The 20644-nt window shown below is 71.8% G+C and carries 24 protein-coding genes; 17 read left to right on the plus strand and 7 right to left on the minus strand.

The window, feature by feature from the left end; all coding sequences use genetic code 11:
- Nucleotides 1-22 precede the first annotated feature (22 nt).
- Both AB0M54_RS43845 and AB0M54_RS43850 read left to right on the plus strand, forming a co-directional pair.
- Nucleotides 23-1534, plus strand: a complete 1512-nt coding sequence (locus tag AB0M54_RS43845) for an APC family permease (RefSeq protein WP_364478499.1) — start codon at nt 23-25, stop codon at nt 1532-1534.
- A 58-nt stretch (nt 1535-1592) separates the two neighbouring features.
- A complete protein-coding gene (locus tag AB0M54_RS43850) occupies nt 1593-2159 on the plus strand; it encodes a hypothetical protein (protein WP_364333411.1) in 567 nt (188 codons plus the stop codon).
- Nucleotides 2160-2246: 87 nt separating this feature from the next.
- On the opposite strand, the gene AB0M54_RS43855 is transcribed toward AB0M54_RS43850, so the two are convergent.
- On the minus strand, nt 2247-2753 hold the full coding sequence (locus AB0M54_RS43855; RefSeq protein ID WP_364478502.1) for a hypothetical protein: 507 nt from the start codon (nt 2751-2753) through the stop codon (nt 2247-2249).
- Between the two features lie 123 nt (nt 2754-2876).
- On the opposite strand from AB0M54_RS43855, the gene AB0M54_RS43860 reads away from it, so the two are divergent.
- Nucleotides 2877-4634 carry an MFS transporter gene (locus tag AB0M54_RS43860; RefSeq protein WP_364333417.1) on the plus strand — a complete coding sequence of 586 codons (1758 nt, stop codon included), beginning with the start codon at nt 2877-2879 and terminating at the stop codon, nt 4632-4634.
- On the opposite strand, the gene AB0M54_RS43865 is transcribed toward AB0M54_RS43860, so the two are convergent.
- Complete coding sequence (locus AB0M54_RS43865; protein ID WP_364478505.1) at nt 4631-5227, minus strand: TetR/AcrR family transcriptional regulator; 597 nt, start codon at nt 5225-5227, stop codon at nt 4631-4633. The two genes, AB0M54_RS43860 and AB0M54_RS43865, sit on opposite strands and share 4 nt — an antisense overlap.
- A 125-nt stretch (nt 5228-5352) precedes the next feature.
- Here AB0M54_RS43865 and AB0M54_RS43870 point away from each other — a divergent pair, with 125 nt between their 5' ends.
- On the plus strand, nt 5353-6939 hold the full coding sequence (locus AB0M54_RS43870) for an alpha/beta hydrolase (RefSeq protein ID WP_364478508.1): 1587 nt from the start codon (nt 5353-5355) through the stop codon (nt 6937-6939).
- Here AB0M54_RS43870 and AB0M54_RS43875 read toward each other — a convergent pair.
- Entirely contained in the window at nt 6899-7861 is a 963-nt protein-coding gene (locus tag AB0M54_RS43875) for an NAD(+)/NADH kinase (protein ID WP_364478511.1), read from the minus strand. The genes AB0M54_RS43870 and AB0M54_RS43875 overlap by 41 nt on opposite strands.
- Nucleotides 7862-7879: 18 nt before the next feature.
- On the opposite strand from AB0M54_RS43875, the gene AB0M54_RS43880 reads away from it, so the two are divergent.
- From AB0M54_RS43880 to AB0M54_RS43915, 8 genes are all read left to right on the plus strand, one after another.
- On the plus strand, nt 7880-8548 hold the full coding sequence (locus tag AB0M54_RS43880; RefSeq protein WP_364478514.1) for a cyclase family protein: 669 nt from the start codon (nt 7880-7882) through the stop codon (nt 8546-8548).
- Nucleotides 8549-8576: 28 nt separating this feature from the next.
- Nucleotides 8577-8849 (plus strand): hypothetical protein, encoded by a 273-nt coding sequence (locus AB0M54_RS43885; RefSeq protein WP_364478517.1) that lies wholly within the window; start codon nt 8577-8579, stop codon nt 8847-8849.
- 59 nt (nt 8850-8908) lie between these two features.
- A complete protein-coding gene (locus AB0M54_RS43890) occupies nt 8909-9604 on the plus strand; it encodes a hypothetical protein (protein ID WP_364333438.1) in 696 nt (231 codons plus the stop codon).
- Nucleotides 9605-9775: 171 nt separating this feature from the next.
- Nucleotides 9776-10762, plus strand: coding sequence for a PTS mannitol transporter subunit IICB (locus AB0M54_RS43895; RefSeq protein WP_364333492.1), 987 nt, complete (start codon nt 9776-9778; stop codon nt 10760-10762).
- Between the two features lie 2 nt (nt 10763-10764).
- Entirely contained in the window at nt 10765-11040 is a 276-nt protein-coding gene (locus tag AB0M54_RS43900) for a PTS lactose transporter subunit IIB (protein WP_364333495.1), read from the plus strand.
- 76 nt (nt 11041-11116) lie between these two features.
- Complete coding sequence (locus tag AB0M54_RS43905) at nt 11117-11569, plus strand: PTS sugar transporter subunit IIA (RefSeq protein ID WP_364333441.1); 453 nt, start codon at nt 11117-11119, stop codon at nt 11567-11569.
- Entirely contained in the window at nt 11566-11811 is a 246-nt protein-coding gene (locus AB0M54_RS43910) for an HPr family phosphocarrier protein (RefSeq protein ID WP_364333444.1), read from the plus strand. The genes AB0M54_RS43905 and AB0M54_RS43910 overlap by 4 nt, the downstream gene beginning before the upstream one ends.
- Nucleotides 11808-13487: a putative PEP-binding protein gene (locus AB0M54_RS43915; protein WP_364333447.1), complete on the plus strand. Its 1680-nt coding sequence runs from the start codon at nt 11808-11810 to the stop codon at nt 13485-13487. The genes AB0M54_RS43910 and AB0M54_RS43915 overlap by 4 nt, the downstream gene beginning before the upstream one ends.
- Here the strand turns inward: AB0M54_RS43915 and AB0M54_RS43920 are convergent.
- Genes AB0M54_RS43920 through AB0M54_RS43930 form a run of 3 tightly spaced genes read right to left on the minus strand, consistent with a single transcriptional unit; the run spans nt 13484 to nt 15112 of the window.
- Nucleotides 13484-14062, minus strand: coding sequence for a hypothetical protein (locus AB0M54_RS43920; RefSeq protein ID WP_364478520.1), 579 nt, complete (start codon nt 14060-14062; stop codon nt 13484-13486). The genes AB0M54_RS43915 and AB0M54_RS43920 overlap by 4 nt on opposite strands.
- Complete coding sequence (locus tag AB0M54_RS43925) at nt 14062-14580, minus strand: SigE family RNA polymerase sigma factor (RefSeq protein ID WP_364333453.1); 519 nt, start codon at nt 14578-14580, stop codon at nt 14062-14064. Before AB0M54_RS43925 ends, AB0M54_RS43920 begins: the two co-directional genes overlap by 1 nt.
- Nucleotides 14581-14638: 58 nt before the next feature.
- A complete protein-coding gene (locus AB0M54_RS43930; protein WP_364478523.1) occupies nt 14639-15112 on the minus strand; it encodes a hypothetical protein in 474 nt (157 codons plus the stop codon).
- Nucleotides 15113-15405: 293 nt separating this feature from the next.
- On the opposite strand from AB0M54_RS43930, the gene AB0M54_RS43935 reads away from it, so the two are divergent.
- The 5 genes from AB0M54_RS43935 (at nt 15406) to AB0M54_RS43955 (ending at nt 19403) form a co-directional block, all read left to right on the plus strand.
- Nucleotides 15406-16695, plus strand: coding sequence for an NAD(P)/FAD-dependent oxidoreductase (locus AB0M54_RS43935; RefSeq protein ID WP_364478526.1), 1290 nt, complete (start codon nt 15406-15408; stop codon nt 16693-16695).
- 58 nt (nt 16696-16753) lie between these two features.
- Nucleotides 16754-16975 (plus strand): hypothetical protein, encoded by a 222-nt coding sequence (locus tag AB0M54_RS43940; RefSeq protein ID WP_364478529.1) that lies wholly within the window; start codon nt 16754-16756, stop codon nt 16973-16975.
- Between the two features lie 74 nt (nt 16976-17049).
- On the plus strand, nt 17050-17760 hold the full coding sequence (locus tag AB0M54_RS43945) for a LamG-like jellyroll fold domain-containing protein (protein WP_364333465.1): 711 nt from the start codon (nt 17050-17052) through the stop codon (nt 17758-17760).
- A 158-nt stretch (nt 17761-17918) separates the two neighbouring features.
- Nucleotides 17919-18758: a helix-turn-helix domain-containing protein gene (locus AB0M54_RS43950; protein ID WP_364333468.1), complete on the plus strand. Its 840-nt coding sequence runs from the start codon at nt 17919-17921 to the stop codon at nt 18756-18758.
- Between the two features lie 63 nt (nt 18759-18821).
- The gene (locus AB0M54_RS43955; RefSeq protein ID WP_354787329.1) at nt 18822-19403 is read left to right on the plus strand and encodes a dihydrofolate reductase family protein; all 582 of its coding nucleotides are present in this window, start codon (nt 18822-18824) and stop codon (nt 19401-19403) included.
- Between the two features lie 64 nt (nt 19404-19467).
- Here AB0M54_RS43955 and AB0M54_RS43960 read toward each other — a convergent pair whose 3' ends face one another.
- Entirely contained in the window at nt 19468-20628 is a 1161-nt protein-coding gene (locus AB0M54_RS43960; protein WP_364333470.1) for a glycoside hydrolase family 18 protein, read from the minus strand.
- Between the last annotated feature and the right edge of the window lie 16 nt (nt 20629-20644).

Below are 20644 nucleotides of genomic sequence, written 5' to 3' on the forward strand. Positions count from 1 at the left end.
GTTCATGGGTCGTAATGGATCTATGCCCCCGCCCGCGACGCACCCCCTCGCCGCCGGACGGCTCGGCGCGACCGCGTTGGTCTTCGTCGCCGTCGCCGCCACGGCGCCCCTCTCGGTCGTCACGACAACCATCCCGATCGCGTACGCGGGGAACGACGTACCCTTCGTACCCCTGCTGTTCCCGGCCCTTGCCGTTGTCCTTCTGCTCTTCTCGGTCGGGTACGCGGCGATGGTCCGCCGCTCGCCCAACGCCGGCGCCCTCTACTCGTTCATCGCGCGCGGCCTCGGCCGACCGGCCGGCACCGGCGCCGCCTGGCTGGCCCTGCTCTCCTACAACGCCCTGCAGATCGGGCTCTACGGCGCCGTCGGCCTGCTCGCCGCGCCGATCCTGGACAACACCCTCGGCGTGATCGCTCCCTGGTGGATGGTCGCAGCGGGTTGCTGGCTCGTGGTCACGCTCTGCGGCCTGTTGCGGGTGGAACTGGTCGGCGCCCTGCTCGCCCTGATCGTGCTGGCCGAGGTCGCGGTGATCGCCGGCTTCGGCGCGGCCAACCTGCTCGAGCCGGCCGACGGCCGTGTCACCACCGACACGCTGGTGCCCACCGGCATCGTCGACCGCCCGGCCCTGGGGCTGCTCCTGGTGGTCGCCGCGTTCGGCTTCGCCGGATTCGAGACCACCGCCGCGTACGGGGAGGAAGCCGCACGTCCCCGCCGGTCGGTCGCCCGCGCCGCGGTCCTGGCCGTGCTCGGCCTGTCCCTGCTCTACGCCTTCTCGGCCTGGACCACCAGCGTGGCCACCGGACCCGGCCAGGTGGCCACCCGGTCCCTGGACGGCGGCGAGCTGCTCTTCGAGCTGATCGGCGACCGCCTCGCCCCCTGGGCCGTCACGCTCGGTCGCGTGATGCTCCTGACCGGCGTCGTGGCCGCGATGATCTCCCTGCACCACACCATCGCCCGGTACACGTTCGCCCTGGCCCGCGAGGGTGTCCTGCCGTCCCGCCTGGGCCGCACCGGCGCCCGCAACTCGGTGCCGTTCACGGCGTCGGTGACCCAGAGTGTGGTCGCCCTGCTGGTGCTGACCCTGTCCGTCGCCCTCGGCTGGGAGCCGTTCACCGAGCTCTACCCGTGGCTGACCACCGTCGGCGGGCTGGGCGTCCTGCTCCTGCTGTTCGCCGCCGCCCTGGCCACCATGCTGTTCCTCAACCGGGCGCCGAACGACGAGGGCCCGTGGCGGGCCTTCGTGGCGCCGGTGCTGGCCACGGTGCTGCTCGGCGCCCTGATCTACCTCGCCGCGGTCAACCTGCCCGCGCTCCTCGGCGTCCCGTCCCGGCACTGGCTGGTGATCACCGTGCCCTGCCTGTTCGCGGCGGTGTTCGGCGCCGGGCTGCTGTTCGGGGTGGCGCTCAAGGCCCGAAGCCCCATCACGTACGCCGGGATCGGGCTCGGCGGCACGGCCGTGGTGGTGGCTCCGGCCGTACCCCAGCAGAGATCTCCCGGCGCCCACCGCCCCGACCGCATCCAGCGATCCGCCTGACCGGTTGTCGTACCCACGGGTTAGATTCGCCGATGCTCGACATGACGGGGAGGGGTCGATGGCGCGCGCCGGTGGGGTGTTCTGCGTTGAGGGGCAGTGGGACGACGATCTGACCAGGCAGGGCTCGGTGCTGCCGCTGCTCGAGCTGCTCGAGCGGCTCGGCCGGATCCGGTTCATCCATCGCGACACGGCGACCCCCGACGAGCTTCACCACTACCTGGATACCTGGCTGACCCGGCGGTACTCGACCTTCAAGGTCGGCTTCTTCGCGATGCACGGCAACCCCAGCCAGCTCTGCCTGAGCGGCAAGCAGACCGTCGAACTCGACGAGGTGGCCGGCTGGATGTCCGGCCGGTGCGAGGGCAAGAAGCTCTACTTCGGCGCCTGCTCGATCCTCCGCGCGCCCAACGGCGACCTGCGGGACTTCCTGCACGAGACGGGCGCCACCATGCTCTGCGGCTACACCAAACAGATCGACTGGATCGAGAGCGCGGCCCTCGAGACGCTGGTCCTCGACACTCTGGTCAACGGCGGCCGGGTCGACAGCCTGGAACGGCTGATGCGCTCGGCCCGCTGGCAGGCGCTGGCCGACCACCTGGGCTTCCGGGTGATCTACGCGACCTGACCGGCGGGGCCGGCGCGCCGCCATCGTCGCCGACCGTCGTGGCGTGGGGACGGTTCGGGCCGGCGAGCTTCGCCGGGTGATCCGCGCTCAGCCGAAGAACTCGTGGATCTGGGCCAGGGTCAGATAGCCCTGCTGGTGCTCCAGTTCGCGGGGGGCGCTCGGCAGCGACTTGGTGGTCACCTCGACCGCCGGGGTTCCGGCCGGGAGGTCGGGCAGCACGGGCAGGGGCGGGAGGCCGGGCAGGCCGATGGCCTCGCGGATCACCTCGAACATCCCGGTCAGCTCGGTCGCGGCCAGGGTGACCAGGTCGGCCTTCCGGTCGGTGGAGGCGGGGGCGGGCGTGCTGGTGAAGTTGGCGCGGACGTGGGTGCCGTGCTGGCGGATGTCGGCGCTGGGGCGGAGGTGGTCGAGCTTGTCCTCGGCGACGATGCCCAGCTCGCAGGTGGTCAGGCCGGCGTCACGCCACCAGGAGCGCCACGCGGGGTCGGCGTCCAGGGTGCGGGCCACGTGTTGCAGGGCCGCCATGTAGGCCTTGGGAGCGCGAGCGTCGTCCCGGGTGGTCGTACCCAGCTGGGGATGCAACCACGTCTCCATCACCGCATGGTGACAAACGGCGGGCCCGGCCGGCCGGAGCCGGTCGTGGCGCGTCCGGGTGGATGGTGATCGTCACACGGCCGCCACCGGTTTACCTGTATATACCAGTGATATACATCAGGGGTGCTCTCCGTTGACCACCCCCGCTACAAGTGGGTCGCGTTGTCGAACACCACCCTCGGCACGCTGCTCGCCACCATCAACGCCTCGATCGTCCTGATCTCGCTGCCGGCGATCTTCAAGGGCATCGATCTCAACCCGCTGGAGCCGGGCAACGTCAGCTACCTGCTCTGGATGCTGATGGGCTACATGCTGGTCACGGCGGTGCTGGTGGTCACCCTCGGCCGGCTGGGCGACATGTACGGCCGGGTCCGGATCTACAACGCCGGCTTCGCGATCTTCACGCTGACCTCGATCGTGCTGTCCCTCGACCCGTTCGGCGGCGGCTCCGGCGCGCTCTGGCTGATCGGCTGGCGGGTGGTGCAGGCGATCGGCGGGGCGATGCTGATGGCCAACTCGGCGGCGATCATCACCGACGCGTTCCCGGCCCGGCAACGCGGCATGGCGCTGGGTGTGAACATCGTGTCGGCGCTGGCCGGCTCGTTCATCGGCCTGGTCGCGGGCGGCGTGCTGGCCGAGTGGGACTGGCGGTCGGTGTTCTGGGTGAACATCCCGCTGGGCATCCTCGGCACCGTCTGGGCCTACCGCTCACTGCACGACAGCGGCGTCCGCCGCAAGGCGAAGATCGACTGGTGGGGCAACCTGACGTTCGCGGTCGGGCTCACCGCGGTGCTGGCCGCCATCACGTACGGCATCCAGCCGTACGGCGGCCACACGATGGGCTGGACCAGCCCGTGGGTGATCACCGGGCTGGCCGGCGGCGTGCTCGTGCTGGTGGTCTTCGGCTGGATCGAAGCCCGGGTCAAGGAGCCGATGTTCCCGCTGGCGCTGTTCCGCAACTCGGCCTTCACCAGCGGCAACGCGGCCAGCCTGCTGGCCTCCATCGCCCGTGGCGGCCTCCAGTTCATGCTGATCATCTGGCTCCAGGGCATCTGGCTGCCGCTGCACGGGTACGACTACGAGTCGACTCCGCTCTGGGCCGGCATCTACCTGCTCCCGCTGACCATCGGCTTCCTGGTCGCCGGGCCGCTGTCCGGCTGGCTCTCCGACCGCTTCGGCTCCCGCCCGTTCGCCGCGGGCGGCCTGCTGGTGATGGCGGTGTCGTTCGCCGGGCTGCTGCTGGTGCCGGGCGATTTCTCGTACCCCGTCTTCGCGACCTTGATCTTCGTGAACGGGGTGGGCGGCGGGCTGTTCTCGGCGCCGAACACCTCGCTGGTCATGTCCAGCGTGCCGGCGAACATGCGGGGCGCCGCCTCGGGCATGCGGGCGACCTTCATGAACGCGGGCCAGGTGCTGTCCATCGGGGTGTTCTTCTCGCTGATGGTGGCCGGTCTGGCCGACCACCTGCCGGGCACGCTGAGCGCCGGGCTGATCGCCCAGGGCGTGCCCGCGGCGACCGCCGGCCAGGTGGCGAGCCTGCCGCCGGTGGGCACGCTGTTCGCGGCGTTCCTGGGCTACAACCCGATCGCCGAGCTGCTCGGCCCGCAGGTGCTCGGCGCGCTGCCACCGGGCAACGCGGCCGAGCTGACCGGTCTGGCCTTCTTCCCGCGGCTGATCTCCGGCCCGTTCCACGACGGCCTGGTCATCGTCTTCTGGATGGCCATCGGCCTGGCCGTGCTGGGGGCGCTCGCCTCGCTGGTCCGCGGCCCCCGTACGCCGGACGCCCCGGACGAGGTGGCCCGGGAGGCCGAGCGTCAGGCCGAGGTGGCCGAGGCCCAGCCGTTGACCCCGGCAACCCCCGCCGCCCCGGCCACCAATTAGGCCGGATTTGAAACCGCGGGCTGTACCTGCGCTCGCAGGAGGGTGGCCGCCACCGCGCGGGCGTCGGCCATCGCCTGTGGGCGCCGGTCCATCCGGGCGCCCGCCATGGCGCCGTCGTAGAGCACCATGAGCTGGGCGGTCAGCAGTTCCGGGTCGCGGGCGCCGGCGTCCTTGGCGAGCTCGGTGAACAGCCCCCGGGTCCAGGCCCGGGTGGTGTCGCACACCTCCTGCACCGCGCCGCCGTCCGGCGATTCGGCCGAGGCGTTGTAGAACGCGCAGCCCCGGAACGTCGGCGTGCCGGCGATCTCGGCCAGCACGTCGAACACGCCGAGCAGGCGCTCCCTCGGGTCGTCGTACGCCGCCAGGCTCTGCAGCAGGCGCACCCGGCGCCGTTCGTGCTGGGCCTCGAGGTACGCCCGGACCAGCGCCTCCTTGCTGCGGAAGGCGCTGTACAGGGAGGCCTTGGCCACGCCGGCGCGATCGATGACCCGGTCGATGCCGACGGTGTGCACGCCCTCGGCATAGAACAGCTCGTCGGCCGCGGCCAGCAGCCGGTCACGAACCGGCGGCTTCTTGATCGTCACAGCGGTCATGTTTCGACGCTAACCGACAGAACTGTCGTATTGAGGTGCATTTCACCCGTGTCGCCACTCCGGGCGACCCGTTTCGCGGGGTGACGCTCAGAAGATTTCGAGCGCGACCCTACGAGAGGTATGGAATGCGAAGGATTCTGGTGGCCGCCACGGCCATCGGCGTGACCCTGGCCGGCGCCGCGGTGGCCGCGAACGCCTGGGCCGAGGAAGACCGTCCGGCGCCCGGGTACGCCCCGCCGATCGCCTGGGGCAAGTGCGCGGACCAGGCGTTGGCGTCGCGCAAGGCGGAATGCGGGTTCCTGGCGGTGCCACGGGACCATGACCGTCCGGACGGGCCCAAGCTCAAGCTCGCGGTGTCCCGGATCAAGCACACGGCGGCCGACTACCAGGGCGTCATGCTGGTCAACCCGGGCGGGCCGGGCGGGTCCGGGCTCACCCTGTCGGCGCTCGGCGACTACGTGCCGGACGGGGCCGGCAAGTCGTACGACTGGATCGGCTTCGATCCGCGCGGCGTCGGCTCCTCCAAGCCCGCGCTGAGCTGCGACCCGACCTACAACGGCTACAACCGTCCGCCGTACGTGCCCAGCACCGCCGCCGTCGAGAAGGACTGGCTGGCCCGCACGGCCGAGTACGCCGCCGACTGTGCCACGTCCGGCGGCAAGCTGCTCGACCACCTGAGCACGGTCGACACCGTCAAGGACATGGACCTGCTCCGCCGCGCGCTGGGCGAGAAGCAGATCAACTTCTACGGCTTCTCGTACGGCACGTACCTGGGCCAGGTCTACGCCACGATGTTCCCGCAGCAGGTCCGCCGCATGGTGATGGACGGCAACGTGAACCCGGCCCGGGTCTGGTACGACGCCAACCTGGACCAGGACCTCGCCTTCGACAAGTCGATGAAGGTGTTCTTCGCCTGGGTGGCCCAGCACCACGACGTCTACCAGCTGGGCACGACGGCCAAGGCGGTCGAGAAGCGCTACTACGACCTGCAGGCCAAGGTCGCCTCCGCGCCGGCCGCGAAGGTGGTCGGCCCGGCCGAGCTGACCGACGTCTTCCTCCAGGCCGGGTACTACGTGTTCGGCTGGGCGACGGTCGCGCAGGCGTTCTCGGCGTACGCCAACAAAAATGACGCGGCGCCGCTCAAGAGGCTCTTCGACGAGGGCAACCCGCAGGTCGAGGACGCTGACAACGGGTACGCCATCTACCTGGCCGTGCAGTGCACCGACGCCGCGTGGCCCAAGTCGTGGTCCCGGTGGAAGACCGACAACTGGAAGGTGCACCAGCAGGCGCCCTTCGAGACCTGGGGCAACGCCTGGTTCAACGCCCCCTGCCGGACCTGGGGCGCGAAGGCCGGCCAGCCGGTCGAGGTGACCGGGGCCAAGGCGCCGCCGGTGCTGCTGATCAGCGAGACGCTGGACGCGGCCACCCCGTTCTCGGGCAGCCTCGAGGTGCGCAAGCGGTTCCCGCGGGCGGCGCTGATCGAGGGCGTCGGCGGCACCACCCACGCCGGCTCGCTCTTCGGCAACAAGTGCGTGGACGGCGCCGTGGCGGCGTACCTGAAGAACGGCGCCCTGCCCAAGCGGGTCAAGGCCAACACCTCGGACCTGCGGTGCAAGCCGATCGCGCCGCCGGCCGCGGCCGCCGCGGCCGAGAAGCGCGCGGCTCAGCCGCTCAGCCGAACGGACCTCCAGCGCCGGATCGGCGTGCGTTGATCTCCGCCGCCTCCTGACGCAGCTCCGCCGGGATCAGCTCGAGCAGCTGGTCCCGGCGCAGTGGCAGGTCGAGCAGGCTGAGCTTCACCCGGCTGCGGCCGGCGTGCGCGCCGGCGTCGAGCCGGACCACCTCGGCCGCGTGCACCCGCAACCGCGCGGTCAGGGTGTCGCCGGGCTGGAGCTCGCCGGCCGCGGTCCCGTCCACGTCGACCGCGACCGGCGCGCTGTCCGCGGCCACGCTCAGCGACACCTGGTCGCCGACGCCGAGCACGACCGCCCGGCCGATCCCGGCCATCGGCGCCACCGGGGTGATCACCGTGCAGGCGGCCGAGGGGGAGAGGACCGGGCCGCCGGCCGCGTAGTTGTACGCCGTCGAGCCATTCGGCGTGGCCAGCACCACGGCGTCGCACTTGTAGTAGCCGTACCGCATGTCGTTGACGGTCAGGTCGATGGACACCGCGCCGGTGCGGCCGAGCCGGGCCAGCACCACGTCGTTGAAGCCGTACCCGGTGGTCAGCGCCGGGCCGGAGGTCTCGGCGACCAGGCAGCCGTGCTGTTCCACGGTGAAGTCGCCCTCGGCCAGCTGGGCCAGCGCCTGCTCGAGCCCGGACGGGTTCACCTCGACCAGGAAGCCCAGGTTGCCGTGGTTGACCCCGAGCACCGGGACCGGCCGGTCGGCCACCAGGCGCATCGCCCCCAGCATGGTCCCGTCGCCGCCCAGCGCGACCACGCCGTCGACCCGCCGCCGGAACTCCGCCTCGGACACCACGTCGACGCCGGCCGGCACCCGGTCGCGATCGACCTCGCGGACGAGCACCCGGCCCTCGCCCCGGCGGGCCCACTTCAGGATCGTCTCCACCGACTCGCCGACCGCCTTGCGCGGGTGCAGCACCAGCCCGATGGTCTCGACTTCATGGTCCACGTCACCCACGATAGGGGCATGCTGGTCGAGTTGAGCCACGTCATCGAGGCGGGCATGGTCACCTACCCGGGGCTGCCGGGACCCGAGATCGGCGAGCACCTGACCCGCGAGGCGTCCCGGGCGTCGTACGCGCCGGGCACCGAATTCTCCATCGGCCGGATCACCATGGTCAGCAACACCGGCACCTACCTGGACACCCCGTTCCACCGGTACGCCGACGGCACCGATCTGGCCGGGCTGCCCCTGTCGGCCTTCGCCGACCTGGACACGGTCGTGATCCGCGACCCGGCGGCCCGGGGTGTGGACGTCGCCGACCTGGCCGGGCGGGACGTGGCCGGCCGCGCGGTGCTGCTGCACACCGGCGGTGACCGGGGCTGGCGCACCCCGGCGTACGCGGAGGACGCGCCCTTCCTCACCGAGGCCGGCGCCTCCTGGCTGGCCGAGCGGGGCGCCGCGCTGGTCGGCATCGACGCGGTCAACATCGACGACATCTCCCCGGCCGCCGAGGGCCGGCGCCCGGCCCACACGATCCTGCTCGCCGCCGGCATCCCGATCGTCGAACACCTGACCAACCTGGCCGCCCTGCCGCCGGCCGGCGCCCGCTTCACCGCCGCCCCGCCCCGGGTGGCCGGTTTCGGCACGTTCCCGGTCCGCGCCTTCGCGATCCTCGGGCCATCCGGCTCATGAACCCGGGAGCCCTGCCGACAGCAGGCGGGTGACCCCCGATCCCGAGTTCGACCACGAGGCCCGGCGCCGGGCGCTGCTGGGCCTGGCCCTGGGCAACCCCGAGGACGCCGAGGCGCGGCAGCGACTGGCCGCGCACGTCGTCAACCCGCCCGTTCCGGTTCTTGGTTTCCTGGCCGCGATCGGCGCCGCCTGCGCCATCCTGGCCGTGGTCGCCCTGCTCGCCGGGCTGGACGTGACCGCGATCCTGCTCGCCGTGGGCGGCCTCTACACGGTCGTGATGATCCGGCGGCGGCGTCCCTAACGGGGAGAATCTTCCGGATTCGGCTCATGCCGGGCGTCCGCCTGCCGATGATGGCCTGTGTGAGCCATGACCTTCGCACCGACATCGAGGGCATGACGCCCACCGAACTGGGTGTGGCGCGTGCCGCCGCGCTGTTCGAGCGGGTCGACCCCGCCAAGGCCGCCGCGCGGCTGGACCAGGTGCTGGCCGCCGACCCGGCCTCGGCGGCGGGCTGGATCCTGATGGCCCGGATCCGGCTGGTGCTCGACCTGCCCGAGGGCGCGCTGGACGCCGCGGCCAAGGCGATCGGGCTGGCGCCCGAGGACGCGCGCCCGCTGGCCTCGGCCAGCCGCGCGCTGACCCTGATGGGCCGGCACGAGGAGGCCGTCACGATGGCCTACCGGGCGGTGATCGTGGAGCCGAAGAACCCGCTGTGGCACGACCGGGTGGCGTGGGCCCTGCTCGCCGCCGACCGGCAGATCGCCGACGCCGAGCAGGCCGCGCGTACGGCCATCGGGCTGGACCCGAACGAGGCGCACTACTACTTCACGCACGGCGTGGCCCTGGACGCGCTCGGGCACGCCGACCAGGCCCGCCAGGCGCTGCTGATCTCGCTGCGGCTGGAGCCGGAGAACCCGGTCGCCCAGCACCGGCTGGCCGTCCTCAACGGGGAGACCCAGCGGGTGGTCGAGCCGAAGAAGCGCGGCTGGAAGCTGTTCGGACGGTCCAAGAAGGAATCCGCGAGGCCGGTCCGCCCGGAGGAGTTTCTGCCGTAACGCGCCCCAGCCGTTGACAGTAGGTGATCTCGTCGGTACAACGAGGACCACCTTTCTCCCCTGCAGCGGCCTAGGAGCTTCCCCGTGGCTGAGCTCTATGCCCCAGCCCCGCCCGCCGGCGACACCGGCGTCAAGGCCCGCGTCCAACGGTTCGGCGGACACCTGGCCGGCATGGTCATGCCGAACATCGCCGCCTTCATCGCCTGGGGCCTGATCACCGCGCTGTTCATCCCGGGCGGCTGGCTGCCGAACGAGAAGCTCGCCACGCTCGTCGACCCGATGGTCCACCTGCTGCTCCCGGTCCTGATCGGATACACCGGCGGCGGGATGGTGCACGGCCGGCGCGGCGCCGTGGTCGGCGCGGTCGCCACGGTCGGCCTCGTGGTCGGCGCCGACGCCCCGATGTTCTTCGGCGCCATGGTGATCGCGCCGCTCACCGCGTACCTGCTGAAGTTGATCGACGGTTTCACCAAGGACCGGATCAGGCCGGGCTTCGAGATGCTGGTCGACAACTTCAGCGCCGGGATCCTCGGCGCGCTGTTCGCGATCGCCGGGGTGCTGGCCATCGGCCCGGTCATGGAACTGTTCACCGAGGCCGCCGGCGACGGCGTGAACTTCCTGATCAGCCACTCGTTGCTGCCGGCCGCCGCGCTGCTGATCGAACCGGCCAAGGTGCTCTTCCTGAACAACGCGGTCAACCACGGGGTGCTCGGCCCGCTCGGCGTCGCGGAGTCGGCCGACACCGGGCGGTCCGTCCTGTTCATGCTGGAGACCAACCCGGGGCCCGGATTCGGCATCCTGCTGGCGTACCTCTGCTTCGGACCGAAGGCGCTCCGGCCGAGCGTGCCCGCCGCGATGGCGATCCAGTTCCTCGGCGGCATCCACGAGATCTACTTCCCGTACGTGCTGATGAAGCCGACCATGGTGCTCGCCGCGATCGGCGGTGGCGCCGCCGGGATCGGCACGTTCATGGCCACCGGCGCGGGCCTGGTCGCCACCCCCTCGCCGGGCAGCATCTTCGCGTACCTCGCCAACACCCCGCGCGGCGCCTACCTGGGCGTGCTCGCCGGCATCGCGATCGCGGCCGGGGTGTCCTTCGTGATCGGCTCGCTGCTGCTCGGCTTCGGCCGGCTGAGCCGGGCCGAGGAGGAGCGGTGACGATGATCGGCAAACTGGTCGTCGCCTGCGACGCGGGCATGGGCAGCAGCGTGATGCTCGCCAGCACGCTCAAGCGCGAGCTCCGGAGGTTCCCGGTCCAGGTCGAGCACTGCCCGGTCGCGGCGATCCCGGCCGACGCCGACGTGGTGCTCTGCCAGACCGGCCTGTACGACCGGGTGCGCGCCGCGGCCCCGCACGCCGAGGTGGTGCCGTTCCGGCTCTTCCTCGGCGATCCGGCGGTGGCGAAGGTGGTCGCCGCGATCAAGGATGGTCGATGACCCCCGGCGCGCTGGTCACCCGGAACCCCGACGACAATGACGGCGTGCTGGGGCGTGCGCTGGTGAGGATGGCGGGATGACCGCGGGGATCGGCGCGGTGCTCGACCCTCGGGCGATCCGCACCACGGAGTCGGCCGTCGACCGGCTGGTGGCCGTGCACCGGTGCGCGGACGTGCTCGAGGAGATCGGCGCGGTCGAGCGCGGCTACCGGCCGGCGATGCTCGAACGCGAACGGCTGATGTCCACCTGGCTGGGCGAGGGTGTGGCCATCCCGCACGGCGTGGACGGCTCGCGGGCGCTGGTCCGCCGCGACTCCCTGGCGGTGCTGCGCTTCCCGGCCGGCGTGCCCTGGGACGGTGGCCGGGTCATCGTGTGCGTGGCGATCGCGGTGCGCGGCGACGGCCACCTCGCGGTCCTCTCCACCCTCGCCGGCATTCTGCTCGACCCGCGCCGGGCCGCCGCGCTGCGCTCGTCCACCGACCCCGCCGCCATCCGGGCCATGCTCGACCCGGCCGAGGCGGTCACATGATCGTGGCGGTCACGGTCGGCAGCGCGACCGGGTTGCACGCGCGGGAAGCGGCGCGCGTCGCGGCAGTCGCCGCTTCCTGTCCGACCCCGGTGTGGGTACGCCGTGACGGCGGCGCCCCGGTCCCGGCCGACTCGGTCCTGTCCCTGCTGACGCTGGCCGCACCCCAGGGCACGGAGCTGCTCCTCGAATCGGCGTCATCATCCTCGTTGGAACTCGTGGCACAAGCGATCGGGGCATCATGACGGCTCTTCTGCTCCGTGGCCTTGGTGCCAGTCCCGGCTCCGCCACCGGTCCCGCGTACCGGCTGGCCGACCCGCCCCGCCTGCCCGCGCCTCGGCCGGTCACCGACCCCGACGCCGAGGTCGACCGGGCCTTCGCCGCCATCGAGGCGGTCAGCCGTGAGATCGGCGCCCGGGCCGACGCCGCCGACGACCCCACCACCAGCGAGATCCTCCGGGTGCAGGCCGCACTGGCCGCCGACCGGACGCTCCGCGACGGCATCGCGATGGCCGTCCGCGCCGGGCACGAGGCCCCGCACGCCGTGGCCGCCGTGCTCGGCGAACACCGGTCCGCCCTGCTCGCCGCGGGCGGCCTGCTCGCCGCCCGGGCCGTCGACCTGGACGACCTCCGCGACCGGGTGGTGGCCGGCTGCCTCGGCCTGCCGATGCCGTCGCTGCCCCACCCCGGCCGCCCGTTCGTGCTGGTGGCGGTCGACCTCGCCCCGGCCGACGCGGCGCTGCTCGACCCGGCCCAGGTGCTCGCCGTGCTCACCTCGGCCGGCAGCTACGTCAGCCACACCGCGATCCTGGCCCGCGCCCGCGGCGTCCCGACCGTGGTCGCCTGCGCCGGCGCCCTGGACATCACCGACGGCACCACGGTCACGGTGGACGGCACCACCGGCCGGGTCACGGTCGGCGTCGGCGGCCCGGTGACCATGGTCGACGGCGCCACCGGGCAGGTCACCGCCACCCCCGGACGGGCGGTGGCCCAGGTCGACGACCAGTCCCGCACCCTGCCGTCCGACGTGCGTGGCGTGACCCGGGACGGTCATCCCGTACCGCTGCTGGCCAACATCGGCAGCGCCGCCGAGCTCGCCGGGGTGTCGGTGGAAGGGGTCGGCCTGTTCCGGACCGAAATGCTCTTCCAGCACCACCTCGACGCGCCCGGGGTGGCCGAGCAGGAGGCGGCGTACGCGGCGGTCTTCGAGGCGATGGCCGGCCGGCCGGTGGTGGTCCGCACCCTGGACGCCGGCTCGGACAAGCCACTGCCGTTCCTGAGCGACGACCGCGAGCCCAACCCCGCGCTGGGCATCCGTGGGCTGCGGGTGGCCCGCCGGCGCGACGACATCCTGCGTACCCAGCTGACCGCGATCGCCTCGGCGGCCCGGAAGTCCTCGGCCCGGGTGGCCGTGATGGCCCCGATGGTCACCACCGTCGGCGAGGCCGCCCAGTTCGCGGCGCTGTGCCGGGACGCCGGCCTGCCCAAGGTGGGCGCGATGGTCGAGGTGCCGGCCGCCGCCGTGCGGGCCCGCGAGTTCCTCCAGGCCGTCGACTTCCTCAGCGTCGGCACCAACGACCTCAGCCAGTACACGTTCGCCGCCGACCGGCGCAGCGGCGAACTGGCCGACCTGCTCGACCCGTGGCAACCGGCGCTGCTGTCGCTGGTGGCGTTGTGCGCCGCGGCCGGTCAGGTGATGGGCCGCCCGGTCGGCGTCTGCGGCGAGGCGGCGGCCGACCCCGACTTCGCCGTCGTGCTGGCCGGCCTGGGCGTGACCAGCCTGTCGATGGCCCCGGCGTCGATCCCGGCGGTCGGCGCGGCGCTGGCCGCGCACACCCTGGACGAGTGCCGGGCCGCGGCCCAGGGCGCCTTGGCGGCCGGCGACCCGGCCGCCGCCCGAGCCGCCGCCCGGCGTCGTTAGTCCTTGCCACAGAACGGCGGGTTGCCGCTGGTGATCCCCAGGTCGGCGCAGTGAAATCCGCTGCCCTCACTGTGGAGTCGCCATCCCGTGCCGGCCTTGTACTTGAACAGGAAGACACCGTCGCCGACGTCCGGACCCTCCGGGACCGCCGTGGCCCAGGTTCGCCAGCACTCCACCTGTGAGGGACGGAAACGCCAGTCCGCCGGCAGGTCGGCCAGCTTCTCCAGGGTCTTCGCGGAGGGGCAGTCCGGATACTGAGGCCGGTTACTGGTCGTGGTTTTGTTCGGCGCCGGGGGAGTCGGGGTGACGCTGGGCGCCGCCGAGGTCGGTGCGACGCTGGGTGACGGCTTCCCGGTCGCCACCGGGGCCGGCGGACCCGGCCGGTCGGCGTTGACCAGGGCGACCGCACCACCGATGGCGAACACCGCCACCGCGGCCGCGGCGGCCGCGGCGACCCGGACGCGTCGTTGCACCTGCCGAGACTTGTGCAGCGACCGCTCGTACAGGTCGGTGCTGCCGCCGTGCTCGGCCAGATCGGACATGGCCTGACGCAGCGGCCCGAGGTTGTCGGTCATCAGGCTTCCTCCAACACGGCCGAGAGCAGGTCGGGCGCCATCTCGCGGATGCGGGCCAGCGCCTTGCTGGTCTGGCTCTTGATCGTGCCGACCGAGCAGTGCAGCAGGTCCGCGGCCTCGGCTTCGCTGCGATCCTCGAAGAACCGCAGCACCAGCACGGCCCGCTGCCGCCGGGTGAGCTGGTCGAGGACCTGATGCAGGGCGAGCTTGAGGTCGGTCCGGCGGGCGTGGTCGCTGCCCGGCTGAGCCACGTCGGCCAGGTCGCCCGGCAGGGACTCGGCCACCTTGCGCCGTCGCCACCAGCTCACGTGCTGGTGGTACATGGCCGTCCGGGTGTACGCCTCGAAATGCCCGGGGTCGTCCAGCCGATGCCGGCCCCGATGGGTGCGGGCCAGCGCGTCCTGCACCAGGTCCTCGGCCAGGTGCCGGTCACCGGTCAGCAGGAACGCCGTCCGCAGCAAGGCCGGCGACCGGGTCCGGACGAACTCGCTGAACAGGTCGTCGATGGATCGGGTCACGCTCGGCTCCTGCTCCCCCGTACGACGATGCCGTACACCGTAAGCGGTCTGAACCATCTCAGGGGTATTGGCAGAACGGCGCGGCCTCGTTGATGCCGAGCTCCTTGCAGTGGTATCCGCTGCCCTGGCTGTGGTAGCGCCACCCCGAACCGGCCTGGTTCCGGAACAGGTAGACGCCGTCGCCGGTGGCCGGGCCCTCCGGGGAGGCGGTCGCCCACCCCTTCCAGCACTCCACGCTCGACGGCACGAAATGCCAGTCCTTGGGCAGGTCGGTCAGCTTCTCGAGGGCCTTGGCCGAGGGGCACTTCCCGGCCGCGGCCGTCGTCACCGGCTGTTTGGTGGCGGGGCGGGTCGACGTGGGAGTCGCCGCAGCCGTGGAAGTCGCTTCAGCCGTGGGGGCGGGCGCGGCCGAGGTGGGAGCAGCTGAGGGCGCGGCGGCCGGGATCGGAGCGGGAGCCGGCGTCGAACCGCAGGCGGTGAGCCCGAAGAGGATGGCGGCGACGGGCAGCAGCAGACCGTGACGTGCGGACATTTCAGATCCCCCGAATGGTGATGACGCATGCTTACATCCGGGTACATGCGATCCGCGGCTGGCGGGTTGCCGCCGATCGGAAAAATCTTCAAATTTTCTCGCGCGCGCGTCTCCGCCCCCGCCCCCACCCCCGATGGGTGGGCGGAAATGTAGCGCGGCGATGTCACGAATCGGCTGGTTATCCACAGGCGCGCGACGGCTCGTCGTTTTCGCTAGCGTGGGACGGGCACGGAGGCCTTCGCCAGCGCCGGACGGGCACGGAGGCCGGAGCCCGCCGGACGGAAGGACCTGCCATGGCACGCCCACGGATCGTTGTTGTCGGGGCCGGCTTCGCCGGGTTCACGGCGGCGCGCAAGCTGGCCAGACTGTCCGGCGGCAGCGCCGACATCGTGGTGATCAACCCGACCGACTACTTCCTCTACCTGCCGCTGCTGCCCGAGGTGTCGGCCGGGATCCTGGAGCCGCGCCGGGTCACCGTCTCGCTGATCGGGGCCCTGCCCGGCGTCGAGGTGATCCTGGGCGAGGTCGATTCGTTCGACCTCGAGGCGCGTACGGTCGGCTACGTCGACCCGGACGGCGGCAAGGGCACGGTCGGCTACCACCGGCTGGTGATCGCCGCCGGCAGCGTGAACAAGCTGCTCCCGGTGCCGGGCGTGACCGAGTATGCCCATGGCTACCGCGGCATCCCCGAGGCGCTGTTCCTGCGCGACCACATCACCCGGCAGATCGAGATGGCGGGCACCTCGTCCGACCCGGCGGAGCGGCGGGCGCGCACCACGTTCGTGGTGGTCGGGGCCGGTTACACGGGCACCGAGGTGGCCGCTCAGGGTGTGCTCTACACCGACGCGCTGACCAGCCACCGGCCCGATCTGCACCCGGAGTGGCTGCTCCTCGACACCGCGGACAAGGTTCTGCCGTCGCTCGACCAGCGGCTGGGCGCGGCGTCCGACCGGGTGCTCCGCGAGCGCGGGGTCGAGGTTCGATTGGGTACGAGTGTGCGCGAGGCGACCGCGAACGGCGTACACCTCAGTGACGGCGACTTCGTGCCCACCCGCTCGCTCATCTGGTGTGTCGGCGTGCGGCCCGACCCGCTGATCAACAGCCTGGGCCTGGCCACCAAGCAGGGCCGGCTGGTGGTCGACGAGTTCCTCAACGTCCCGCAACACCCCGAGGTGTTCGCCTGCGGTGACGCGGCCGCCGTGCCCGACCTGACCCGGCCGGGCGAGATCACCGGCATGACCGCTCAGCACGCGACACGTCAGGGCACCACGGTGGCGAAGAACATCGCCGCGTCGTACGGGCGGGGCAAGCGCCGGCCGTACCGCCATCATGATCTTGGTTTCGTGGTGGATCTCGGTGGTTTCGACGCGGCGGCCAACCCGCTCGGCGTGCCGCTGTCGGGGTTCCCGGCCAAGGCGGTGACCCGCGGCTACCACCTGCTGTCGATGCCGGGCAACCGGGTGCGGGTGGCCGCCGACTGGCTGCTCGACGCCGTGCTGCCGCGGCAGGGTGTGCAGCTCGGGCTGGTGCCGGGCAGCGCCGTGCCGCTGGACAGCGCCTCGCCGGAGACCGAGTCACCTTGACCACACGAGCGCTACGCTCAATGCCACCCAGCAGGTCGGCGGCTCGCTCGGCACCGCGTTGCTGAACACGATCGCGACCAGCGCGATCACCGCGTACCTGGCCGCTCATGGTCCGGCCACCCCGGCCGGGCCGGTGCGGGCCCAGTTGCAGGCGCAGGTGGACGGCTATGCGGCGGCGTTCCGGTGGGCGTCCGTGCTGATCGTGGTCGCGGCGGTGTTCATCAAGGTCCAGAAGGACGATCTGCCGGCGCCGGAGGTGGCTCCGGCGCACGTCGGCTGATCGGCCATCAGGATCGGACGAACGGCGGGGCGGCCTCTTTCCGATCAAAACCTGCCACAAGTAATAATTCGGGCATGAAGCGAAGCCTGTTCGCCGCCACCCTCGTCGCGAGTCTGCTGCCCGGCGTCCTGCCCGCGTCGGCCTCGACGTCGTCGCGGATCGTCGCGCGGTACACCTTCGACGGGCGGCCCGCCGACATGTCGGACGGCTCCGGCCACGGGCACACCATGCACGTGATCTCCCGGCGCGGCGGCCGGCTGGGCACCGTCGCGCACGGCAGCGGCCTCGGCCTCCAGTTCCCGCCGAAGTGCAACGGCGCCAGGTGCCCGCACGTGGTGCTGCAGACCCCGCACGCCGCCGACCTCAACCCCGGGCGCCGGCCGATCCTGTTCGGGGCCACCGTCCGGCTGTCCGGGGCCGAGACCACCAAGGGCCAGAACGTGGTGCAGAAGGGCTACTCGAAGCAGGGCAGCCAGTACAAACTGCAGATCGACGGGCGGATGGGCCGGCCCAGCTGCGTGCTGGTCGACGTGGCCAAGCGCGGCATCCGGCTGGCGTACAGCTCGGTCTCGGTGACCGACGGCGGCTGGCACGCGATCCAGTGCCGCCGCATCGGCCGGAACCTCAGCGTGCTGGTCGACGGCCAGGTGCGCGGCAGCGCCGCCGTGCCGGCCACGCTGTCGGTGATCAACCGGGCGCCGCTGAGCATCGGCGGCAAGGGCGCGTACCGCGACAACGACCAGTTCCAGGGCGCCGTCGACGACGTCTGGGTGCAGATCGGCTAGGCCGGGTTTTGAAACACGGCCTAGTTCTGGCCGGTGGGGTGAACATCAGCCGGAAGAGGTGGGGCTGCCGGCGGCCCAGGTCGATCAGCGCGGTCAGCACCCGGCGCAGCTTCTCGGCCGGCTCGAGGCCCGGATGGGCCGTCGGCAATGATGTCGGCGTGGAGTATGTGTCCAGGGTGCCCGGTCCGCCGCTGGACGGGCTGATCGATGACCTCTATTACCTGGAGGGCACCCCGCCGTACTCCCGGTTGATGCTGCCGGCGGCGCCCGCGCCATTGCTCATCGTCAACCTCGGGGCGCCATTTCTCATCCGCGCGGGCACCGACGTAGACGCCGTGGAGTACGCCGACGGCTGCGCGGTCACCACGCCCACGCGTGCGTGGGAGTTCAGCTACCCAACCCCGACCCGGTCCGTGGGCGTCCACTTCAGGCCGTGGGGCCTGGCACCGTTCCTTCCGATGCCCGCGGCCGAGTTGTGTGACCGACCTGCGACGGTGGAACAGATCTGGGGCCGGCCCGCTGCCGCTGAATTGCGACACCGACTGACCTTGGCCGACGGACCGCACGAAATGCTGATGTTGCTCGAGGAGGAACTGGTGCGACGGCTGCGGGTGATCGACGGTCTTGACCTGGTGCGCCACCTGAGCAGCGCCGTCGCGGCAACCGGCGGGACAGTGCCGATCAGCGACATCGGTGTGGCGGCCCGCGCCAGCAGCACGTATGTGGCGAAGCGGTTCAAGGCCGTAGTCGGTGTCACGCCAAAACGGCTGGCTCGCAGCTACCGCTTCAGCTCCACCGTGTTGGCACTCGACGTCGCTGCACCGATCGACTGGGGAGACGTTGCCGCCGGCGCGGGCTACTTCGACCAGGCCCACTTCGTGCGCGAGTTCCGGGAGTTCACCGGGCTGACGCCGACCCGGTACGCCGAAGTCCGGCGGCGATTCCTGCGCGATCATCCCGACCACGTCCTGGACGGCTGGCCGCTCCCGGCCGATTGATTTCGTACAAGAGCGACAGCTCACGCCGCACAAGACTTGGGACTTCGAACAGAGGAGGAGTCCATGGGAAAAGTGGTCATGAACGCGTCGGTTTCGGTGGATGGTTTCATCGCGGCTGAGAACGACGATCCCGGTCCGATCTTCGAGTGGCTGGTCAGCGGTGACGTGCCGTTGGACGACAGTGGCGTTCTGAAGGTGTCGCAGGCTTCGTTCGACTACGTCCGGCCGTACTGGGACGAGGTCGGGGTGACCATTGCCGGCCGTCACGCCTTCGACATCACCGACGGCTGGGATGGGACGCCTCCGAGTGGGATCGACCATGTGGTCGTGGTGAGTCACCGTGGTGCGCCCGAGGGCTGGGACCTCCAGGCGCCGTTCCACTTCGTTGACGGCATCGAGGCGGCCGTGGCCAAGGCGCGGGAGCTTGCGGGTGACCGCACTGTCGAGTTCGCCGCCGGCGACGTCGGCGGTCAGGCGCTCGCCGCAGGTTGGGTCGACGAGGTACGCATGGACGTCGCACCCGTCGTACTCGGGTCCGGTAAGCGTTACTTCGGCTCCGTCGACGCGCAGCACCTGCTGGAAGGCCCAGACGTAGTTGTTCAGGGCAACCGGGTGCTTCACCTGCGCTATCGGGTGCGCCGTTGATCGATTCGAGTGGGTACGCAAGAAGACCGCTGCGACGCCGGTTACCAGGCGACGCCGGCGGTGGTCACTCGGACGTGGGTGGTCTGAGCGCGGCGTTCATCGCCCGGAGCAGGGTCGCCGACCGGGTGTCGCCGGAGAGTTCCCAGGCGAAGGCGCCGCCGAGGGCGTTGCTGCGGGCGTACGCCATCTTGGTCCTGATCGTCTCGGGGGTGTCGTAGCTCCACCACTGCGTGCCGCATGAGGCGTAGGACGTGCCGCCGACGGTCGCGGTCGGTGGGCAGCGGCGGCTCAGGACGCGGTAGTCCTCCAGGCCCTTCTGGTGGGTGCCGGGGGCGGGGCCGGTGCCCGGTGTGCCGGGTGCGGGGGAGCGCACGCCGGTCCAGCCGCGGCCGTAGAAGCCGACGCCGAGCAGGATCTTCTCGGCGGGAACACCCAGGTCGCGGAGGGTGCGCACGGTGGTGTCGGCGGTCGCGGCCGGGTTCGGGATGCCGGGGTACGCGGTGAGCGCCGAATGGGCCGCGGTGGGGCCGGCCGTCCCGCCGGTGCCGAAGAAGTCGTACGTCATCGCGCTGAGCCAGTCGGCCTGCCGGGCCGCGGCCGCGTAGTCCGACCTGCGGAGCTTGCCGGGGTCGCCGGAGACCGCGGCGCTGACCAGCGGAAACTTCGGGCGTAACGCGGTCAGCAACGCGGCCAGGGCGTCGGGGCCGCTGGTGTCGCAGGTCTCGCCGCACGCGTTCGGGTACTCCCAGTCGATGTCGATGCCGTCGAAGACACCGGCCCAGCGCTGGTCGTTCAGCAGCGCGGCGCAGCTGTCCGCGAACCGGGCGGGGTCGCGGGCCGCCTCGGTGAAGCCGGCCGACGAGGACCAGCCCCCGAACGACCACAGCACCTTCAGCCGGGGGTGGGCGGCCTTCAGCTTGGCCAGCTGGCCGATGTTGCCGCCCAGCGAGCCGGGGCCGGACAGACCGTTCGGGATGGGCTTCTTGATGTCGGCCCACTCGTCGCCGGCCACGCACCGGCCGTCGGTGACCTCGCCGAAGGCGTACACCAGATGGGTGAGCTGATCGGCGGCCACGTCCCGGACCTGGAAGTCCCGGGCGTACGTACCCCAGTTGGGGAAATAGCCGACCACGCGCATCGACCTTTCCGCGACCGGCGGCGGCGTCGGCGACGAGCAGCCGACGAGGGTCAGCAGGGCGAGGAGTGATGCGAGGCGGCGAAGCACCAGGGCGAAGGTACCG

This window comes from Actinoplanes sp. NPDC051470 (genome assembly GCF_040682035.1).
Classification (GTDB): Bacteria; Actinomycetota; Actinomycetes; order Mycobacteriales; family Micromonosporaceae; genus Actinoplanes.

Coding starts and splice junctions, on each gene's coding strand:
- AB0M54_RS43845 (WP_364478499.1), top strand. CDS start 23: ATGCCCCCGCCCGCGACGCACCCCCTCGCCGCCGGACGGCTCGGCGCG.
- AB0M54_RS43850 (WP_364333411.1), top strand. CDS start 1,593: ATGGCGCGCGCCGGTGGGGTGTTCTGCGTTGAGGGGCAGTGGGACGAC.
- AB0M54_RS43855 (WP_364478502.1), bottom strand. CDS start 2,753: ATGGAGACGTGGTTGCATCCCCAGCTGGGTACGACCACCCGGGACGAC.
- AB0M54_RS43865 (WP_364478505.1), bottom strand. CDS start 5,227: ATGACCGCTGTGACGATCAAGAAGCCGCCGGTTCGTGACCGGCTGCTG.
- AB0M54_RS43870 (WP_364478508.1), top strand. CDS start 5,353: ATGCGAAGGATTCTGGTGGCCGCCACGGCCATCGGCGTGACCCTGGCC.
- AB0M54_RS43880 (WP_364478514.1), top strand. CDS start 7,880: ATGCTGGTCGAGTTGAGCCACGTCATCGAGGCGGGCATGGTCACCTAC.
- AB0M54_RS43895 (WP_364333492.1), top strand. CDS start 9,776: ATGGTCATGCCGAACATCGCCGCCTTCATCGCCTGGGGCCTGATCACC.
- AB0M54_RS43900 (WP_364333495.1), top strand. CDS start 10,765: ATGATCGGCAAACTGGTCGTCGCCTGCGACGCGGGCATGGGCAGCAGC.
- AB0M54_RS43905 (WP_364333441.1), top strand. CDS start 11,117: ATGACCGCGGGGATCGGCGCGGTGCTCGACCCTCGGGCGATCCGCACC.
- AB0M54_RS43910 (WP_364333444.1), top strand. CDS start 11,566: ATGATCGTGGCGGTCACGGTCGGCAGCGCGACCGGGTTGCACGCGCGG.
- AB0M54_RS43915 (WP_364333447.1), top strand. CDS start 11,808: ATGACGGCTCTTCTGCTCCGTGGCCTTGGTGCCAGTCCCGGCTCCGCC.
- AB0M54_RS43920 (WP_364478520.1), bottom strand. CDS start 14,062: ATGACCGACAACCTCGGGCCGCTGCGTCAGGCCATGTCCGATCTGGCC.
- AB0M54_RS43930 (WP_364478523.1), bottom strand. CDS start 15,112: ATGTCCGCACGTCACGGTCTGCTGCTGCCCGTCGCCGCCATCCTCTTC.
- AB0M54_RS43935 (WP_364478526.1), top strand. CDS start 15,406: ATGGCACGCCCACGGATCGTTGTTGTCGGGGCCGGCTTCGCCGGGTTC.
- AB0M54_RS43945 (WP_364333465.1), top strand. CDS start 17,050: ATGAAGCGAAGCCTGTTCGCCGCCACCCTCGTCGCGAGTCTGCTGCCC.
- AB0M54_RS43955 (WP_354787329.1), top strand. CDS start 18,822: ATGGGAAAAGTGGTCATGAACGCGTCGGTTTCGGTGGATGGTTTCATC.